We start from the raw sequence: 4,225 nt of genomic DNA on the forward strand, positions 1-4,225 counted from the left end.
CGCGGGAGGAGCACTCAGACACCGCCGCCACGGGCCGCCGCGATGCGCTCCAGCTCCGGCACCACCTGGTCCGGGGCGGGCACGGCCAGGGCCTCGTCGCGCACCAGCCCGGCTGCCGCGCGTACCTCCCCGCTGTCCAGGAGCTCCGTGAGGAGGTCGTCCACGCCCCGGGTGAGGACCTCCTCCACCGCCAGTACGCGCGCGGCCCCGCGCTCCCGGAGCGCCCGCGAGAGCGGAGCGGCGTCGAACTGCTCGGTGTTGAGCACGACCAGCTGCGGCAGTCCCTCGACCACGGCGTTGCAGCACACGTCGAAGCCGCCGCCGTGGACGATCAGCGAGCCGGAGCCCATGAGCATGTGGGCCGCCCCCGAGTCGGTCACCACCACGTCCTCGGGCAGGGCGGGCAGGGAGTCCCTGCGGGAGGCGGGGGAGAGGACGACGGCCTCGGCGCCGATCTCGGCGCAGGCGTCGATGACGTCCACCAGGGCGGCGGCGCCCTCGGCCGTCCTGCTCCAGGACCCCCAGTCCACCAGGACGCGCCGCCGCTCGGACCCGGCCCGTGCCCAGGAGGGCAGAACGGCGCTTCCGGCGTAGGGAACCGGGCGCACGCTCAGGTGGGTGCCCGTCTTCTCCAGTTCGCGCGGCCGCAGCGCCTCCGGGATCTGGTGGACGGAGAACTGGCCGAGTACGAGGTCCTCGGAGAACGCCACCCCGTGCCGGTCCGCGCTCTCCTCCAGCCAGCTCCTGAGCGGGTCGGGTCCGGGGGTGGCGTCGGCGGCCCCCAGGTACAGGCGCCGCATGCGCGAGAAGAGGTCCACGCTCCACAGGAACCGCCCGTGCGCGGCGCCGCACGCCTCCGCGGCGATCGCCGCGGAGTAGGTGTTGGGCTCCCACAGCACGAGGTCGGGGCGCCACTCGCGGCAGAAGGCGACCAGGTCCCGCTCCATCGGCTCGTTGACGAGCTTCCACCACCAGGTGACGTACTCCTCGTAGGCGTGGTGCAGTTTCTCCGGCACCAGCATCTCCGGCCGCTCCTCGGCCAGGTCGAAGATCGACTCGCCCTGCTGATCGCGGGCGTGGGCCAGCACCTCGGCCAGGGTGTGGTCGCCGCCGACCGGGACCACGGTCAGGCCCGTCTCCGCCGCGGCCTCGGTCATGGAGGGCTGGGTGACGATCCGGACCTCGTGCCCGGCGGCGCGCAGTGCCCACGCCGTCGGCACCATGCTAAAGAAATAAGCTTTGTCCGCGTAAGCCGCGACGACGATTCGCAACGTGTTCCCCACTTCCGAGATTTCGATGACCCGATGTTCCGAGGAGTGAAAGCCGACACCGATCCTTGACAAGTCCGGCCCGCGCCATGTTCATTGCGGGTGCTGCACTCCGGACTGTTCTCCTCTCCCGAGGCAGCGTGACGGTACTGTTGTGAGGATTCCTTCGGGAGAGGTTCGGAGAGCCTAGCACCGAGTGCCGGGTCCAGGCCGCTGACCAAAGCACCACGTCGCATCCGTGGTGTGCTTGCCCAGCAATATCGATGTTCGGCCACCGTTGGGAGTCACCATGAAAGGCATTGTGCTGGCAGGCGGTACTGGGAGCCGCCTATTCCCCACCACGCGAAGCGTCTCCAAGCACCTTTTCCCGGTTTATGACAAGCCGATGTTCTACTATCCGGTTTCCGTGCTCATGATGGCCGGAATCCGGGAGATCATGGTGATATCGAACGCAGAGAGCCTCCCCCTCATCCAGCAGGCCCTGGGTGACGGCGGCCATCTGGGAATAGAGATCGAATACGCGGTCCAGAAAGAGCCCAGGGGTATAGCCGAGGCGCTCCTCATCGGGCGGGACCACATTCGCGGAACCCGTAGCGCCCTAGTCCTGGGCGACAACATATTTCACGGCGAAGGGTTTCCGGACCTCCTCGGCAGGGCCGCAGCCTCCACTTCCGGCTGCACGCTGTTCGGGTGCAAGGTGAGCGACCCCCGGCATTACGCCGTGGCGGGCTTCGGCGAAAAGGGCAGGTTCGTCTCCCTGGTGGAGAAGCCCTCCGAGCCGGAGTCGGACTACGCGGTGACCGGGCTTTATTTCTATGACCAGGACGTGGTAGACATCGCTGAGCGGATCGAGCCGTCCGGGCGCGGAGAACTCGAGATCACCGATGTCAACCGCGCCTATCTGGAAATGGGCAGAGCCGAACTCGTGACCATGGGGAACGAGATAACGTGGCTCGACCTCGGCACGGAGGAATCCCTGCTGGAGGGGGGCCGGTACGTGTCCACCATGGCCCGGGAATCCGGAGTCCGAGTCGCCTGTCTTGAGGAGATCGCATTGCGCATGGGCTTCATCGGGGCCGATGAGTGCTATCGCCTTGGGGAGGAAATGCAGAATTCGCCTTACGGCGAGTACGTCATGGAGGCCGCCCGCCGGGCGGCCGGGGTATGGCAGGGTGCGGGCGTATGAAGATCCTGGTCACCGGTGGAGCCGGATTCATCGGTTCGAACTTCGTCAGGCGCGTGCTCGCAGGCGTTTATCCGCGCTTCGCGGACGCCGAGGTCGTGGTCCTGGACAAACTGACCTACGCGGGCACCACGGAGAGCCTCGCCTCCGTGGCCGACCACCCCCGGATGACGTTCGTCCAGGGGGACGTCTGCGACGAGCAGCTCGTCCGCGGCCTCATGCGCGGGGTCTCGACCGTGGTCCACTGCGCCGCCGAGACCCACGTCGACCGCTCCATCTCCGACGCGGGGTGCTTCGTGCGCACCAACGTCGTGGGCACGTTCCACCTGCTGGACAGCGCGCTCAACGAGGGCGTGGAGAACTTCGTCCTCGTCTCCACCGACGAGGTCTACGGAACCCTCAGCACGGGGTCCTGGGTCGAGACCGACCCCCTGGAGCCGAACTCCCCCTACTCGGCCTCCAAGAGCGCCTCGGACCTGCTGGCGCGGTCCTTCCACCGGACCTACGGGATGCGCGTCTGCGTGACCCGCTGCGCCAACAACTACGGGCCCTTCCAGTTCCCCGAGAAGATGATCCCCCTCTTCGTGACGAACCTCCTGGACGGCGTCCCGGTCCCCCTCTACGGGGACGGCGGCAACGTCAGGGAGTGGGTCCACGTGGACGACCACTGCGACGCCCTCGCCCTGGCGGCCGAGCACGGCGAGCCCGGCGAGGTCTACAACATCGGCGGCTCGGTCGGGAAGCGGAACCTGGAGGTCACCGAGGCGCTCCTGGAACTGCTCGGCCACGACGGCTCGATGATCCGCTTCGTGGCCGACCGCAAGGGCCACGACCGCCGCTACTCCGTGGACGGCTCCAAGGCCGAGACCAGGCTCGGGTACCGCCCCTCCGTCTCCTTCGAGGAGGGGCTGGCCCGCACCGTCGCCTGGTACACGGAGAACCGCGCGTGGTGGGAGCCGCTGAAGAAGCGCCTCCCCCAGCAGGACGACTGACGGGCTCCGCCCCGGGCCGCGTCCCGCCGGCGGGACACCGACCCGCGGGCGCGCCCCATCCGCACAGCTCCCGGACCGGTCCGGGACACGACCACGATCGGATCAGGACTCACGTGGCGGTTGACGAGCTGACCCCCGGCGACCTCATGGCGAAGCTGCCCAGGGCCCCCGAACTCACCGAGCGCCCGTGGACGGTGCGCTGGGACGAGGCGGACGAACCGGTCGACCGGTTGTTCGCCGAACTCCTCCCGCCCGAGACGGAGTTCTTCACCTCGGGGAGCACGGGGCGGCCGCGGTCCTGGTTCCGCACCCGTGAGCAGCTCATGGACGAGGCCCGTCTGCTCGCCGACCTGGTGGTCGGCCACCGCCCGGAGGCGGTCCTGTCCTTCGCCCCGCCCCGGCACGTCTACGGCATGCTCGCCAGCGTGCTGGTGCCCGCCTACCTGGGCGTGCCGGTCTGGTACGTCTCCCAGTTCGCGCCGCTCCCGCCGGTGGACGGCCGCCGCTGGGCGGTGATGGCCATCCCCTGGACCTTCCGCATCCTGCGGCAGCGCCGGGAGTGGCTCGCCTCCGCCGAGCACCTGGCCTTCGTGCACAGCACGGCGGTCCTGCCGCAGAGCGCGGTGGACCTGATGGCCGGTCTGGGGGACCGGGCGAGCCTGGTGGAGATCTTCGGGTCCACGGAGACCGGCGGCGTCGCCCACCGGGTGTGGGGTCCCAACGACCCGCCGTGGCGCCTCTTCCCCGACGTCGAGTTCGGCGGCGGGCCCGCCGCCCCGGCG

At 69.4% G+C, this 4,225-nt stretch carries 4 protein-coding genes; 3 read left to right on the plus strand and 1 reads right to left on the minus strand.

What is annotated here, in order from left to right; translation table 11 throughout:
- Positions 1 to 14: 14 nt before the first annotated feature.
- Positions 15 to 1,223, minus strand: coding sequence for a nucleotide disphospho-sugar-binding domain-containing protein (locus tag DQW06_RS28220; protein ID WP_049800332.1), 1,209 nt, complete (start codon positions 1,221 to 1,223; stop codon positions 15 to 17).
- 334 nt (positions 1,224 to 1,557) lie between these two features.
- Here DQW06_RS28220 and rfbA point away from each other — a divergent pair, with 334 nt between their 5' ends.
- From rfbA to DQW06_RS28235, 3 genes are all read left to right on the plus strand, one after another.
- Complete coding sequence (rfbA, locus tag DQW06_RS28225) at positions 1,558 to 2,454, plus strand: glucose-1-phosphate thymidylyltransferase RfbA (RefSeq protein WP_013155718.1); 897 nt, start codon at positions 1,558 to 1,560, stop codon at positions 2,452 to 2,454.
- Complete coding sequence (gene rfbB / locus DQW06_RS28230) at positions 2,451 to 3,443, plus strand: dTDP-glucose 4,6-dehydratase (protein WP_013155717.1); 993 nt, start codon at positions 2,451 to 2,453, stop codon at positions 3,441 to 3,443. Before rfbA ends, rfbB begins: the two co-directional genes overlap by 4 nt.
- Before the next feature lie 113 nt (positions 3,444 to 3,556).
- A partial coding sequence (locus DQW06_RS28235; protein ID WP_157983649.1) for an AMP-binding protein occupies positions 3,557 to 4,225 on the plus strand: 669 nt, incomplete at its 3' end.

Origin of the sequence: Nocardiopsis sp. TNDT3, from assembly GCF_003427465.1 — a bacterium.
Taxonomy (GTDB): domain Bacteria; phylum Actinomycetota; class Actinomycetes; order Streptosporangiales; family Streptosporangiaceae; genus Nocardiopsis; species Nocardiopsis dassonvillei.